General features: G+C 39.7%; 4 protein-coding genes. All 4 read left to right on the top strand.

What is annotated here, in order from left to right:
• Positions 1 to 402: nitrogenase component 1 (locus PGC14_RS11145; protein ID WP_271628955.1), on the top strand; the 402-nt coding region annotated here is incomplete at its 5' end.
• 36 nt (positions 403 to 438) lie between these two features.
• Positions 439 to 1,116, top strand: coding sequence for a nitrogenase component 1 (locus PGC14_RS11140; protein WP_271628954.1), 678 nt, complete (start codon positions 439 to 441; stop codon positions 1,114 to 1,116).
• Between the two features lie 17 nt (positions 1,117 to 1,133).
• Entirely contained in the window at positions 1,134 to 1,730 is a 597-nt protein-coding gene (locus PGC14_RS11135) for a nitrogenase component 1 (RefSeq protein WP_271628953.1), read from the top strand.
• Between the two features lies 1 nt (position 1,731).
• Positions 1,732 to 2,374 (top strand): radical SAM protein (locus PGC14_RS11130; protein ID WP_271628952.1); only part of this gene is annotated, 643 nt, incomplete at its 3' end.

The raw sequence follows: 2,374 nt of genomic DNA, 5'->3' as shown, positions 1-2,374 counted from the left end.
GACCCGGACATTGTAATTGGTGTCACAAGATTTTTGTGTGAGCTTGGAATGGATGTCAAGGTAGTTGAAACTGCAACCCCAAGCCCAACATTCACAGATGAGATAAAAGCTATATTTGATGAGTACAACATAGAAGGAGAGATTCTTGTTGACAGCGACCTTTACGAGTTTGAGTACTTGGCAAAAGAGGCAGGGGTTGATGTTGTGCTTGGAAATTCAAAAGTAGTTGAAGTTGCAAAATCAATAAAATGTCCACCTGTTAGAATTGGTTTTCCTGTGTACGACAGAGTAGGGTATTTTAGGTACGGAATTACAGGGTACAAGGGCAGTATATGGCTTTTGGATTTGATTGTCAATACCATTTTGGATTATTCATATCCGCATGATAAGCTGCATCAGTAAAACTTTTGACTTTTGTATATGAAAGCGGTGAGGTTTATGAAGCTTCAAAATCTTTTGCAGCAAAGAGATAAGCATATAACCAAAGATGGAGTTCCTGAGTGTCAAAGGCCCACAATCCCAGGGATTATGTCCCAGCGCGCATGTACCTTTTACGGTGCGCGCTGGGTACTTGCCCCTATTAAAAACTCTCTTCATCTTGTTCATGCACCGGCTGACTGCGCATTTTACGGTCAGAATGTCAGAAAGAAAAACTACATGATACTCTCAACAGACCTTGTAGAAAAAGACATCATATTTGGGGCGGCAAGAAAATTGGAAGAGAGCATAGTTGAGGCAGACAAAATCTTTGATAGCTACGACCTTGTGTTTGTTTACGCAACATGCACAGCTTCGCAAATTGGTGAGGACATTGAATGGTCAATTAAAAGGGTGAAAGACAGGGTTAACAAAATTGTAATCCCAGTTGTTGTTCCTGGATTTTCAGGGTATTCACAAGCAGATGGGCATCACATCGCACAAAGAGCAATTGCAAATTATATACTCAAAAGTTTTAAAAACACAGAGGAAATTGAAAATTCTGTCAACATCATAGGCGAGTACAATGTAGCAGGAGAGAGCCAAGCTATAAAAAGACTTTTAGAGAAGATAGGGATAAATGTAATTTGCACCTACACAGGCGATTGTAGTCTTTCTCAGATGGAAAAAAAAGCGTAAATGCAAGACTAAATCTTTTGCTTTGTAAAAGTTCTGGACTTTTACTTGCTCAGTTTATGAAAGAGAGGTTTTCAATACCGTATATGGAGGTCTCTTTCTACGGAATTGAGAATACTATAACCTCACTTAAAAAGATAGCAAAATTTTTTGGAAAAGGAAAGGCTGCTGAAATTGTTGCAGATGAAGAGTTTTCAAAGATAAAACACAAGATACAGTTTTTCAAAAGCAAATTGCAAGGCAAAAAGGCAATCGTGCTTTTAGGGGCATCGCGCATAGGTTTTATGACAAATGCTTTCAAAGAAGCAGGGCTTGAAATCTTGGTTTGTGGTAGCCAGTTTGGATGTTCGAACGACTACGAGATAGCGCGCTGTATACTTCCTGACAGCATATTGGTGGATGATTTTAACTGTGCAGAGGTTGAAGAGATAATATTAAGATTTTCGCCCGACCTTTTCATTGGTGGAACAAGAGAGTGGTACCTTTCTCATAAGTTTGGCGTGCCGTTTTTGGTTTTGCCTCAAGAGACAAAGCCGTATGCCTGTTTTGAAGGTTTTTTACATTTGCTTGTTGACATATACAAAGAGGTCTTTGCACCTGTTTGGAGGCTGATTTGAGATGGGAAATAGAAACTATGGTCATCCATGTTTTGGAAAAGATGCAGCAAGCAAGATTGGAAGAATACATCTTCCTGTTGCAAAAGCGTGTAATATAAAGTGTAACTATTGTGATAGAAACATCTCATGCATGAACGAAAACCACCCTGGTGCCTGCCTTGAGGTTTTGACACCCGAGCAGGCGTTAGAAAGATACAAAAGGTATGCTTCATCAGACAGCAGGCTAAAGATTGTTGGAATTTCAGGGCCTGGCGACCCACTTTTCAACCCTGAGACTTTTAAAACCTTCGAGCTCATAAAAAGCTATGACAAAGGTGCTATATTTTGTATCAGCACAAACGGGCTTTTGCTTGAAGACAGAATTGAAGATCTTTTAAAAAGCAATGTAAGATTTGTAACCGTAACTGTCAATGCAGTAAACTTTGAGGTAGCAAAAGAGATTTATGAGTTTGCCCTGTACGATGAGGTTTTGTACTTTGGCGAGGATGCAGCAAAGCTTTTGGTTGAAAAACAGCAAAAGGGTATAGAAAAGGCGTGCAAAGCAGGGCTTGTTGTGAAGGTAAACACTGTCTTGATTCCTGATATCAACCAGGACCACATAGAAGAGATTGCAAAGGTGGTAAAAGCACTTGGAGTCAGTATTA

It is taken from the genome of Caldicellulosiruptor sp. DIB 104C (assembly GCF_028198085.1).
Classification (GTDB): Bacteria; Bacillota; Thermoanaerobacteria; order Caldicellulosiruptorales; family Caldicellulosiruptoraceae; genus Caldicellulosiruptor; species Caldicellulosiruptor saccharolyticus.
The sequence above is the reverse complement of the archived record's forward strand: the minus strand, read 5'-3'. Positions and strand labels throughout refer to the sequence as shown.

Coding starts and splice junctions, on each gene's coding strand:
- PGC14_RS11140 (WP_271628954.1), top strand. CDS start 439: ATGAAGCTTCAAAATCTTTTGCAGCAAAGAGATAAGCATATAACCAAA.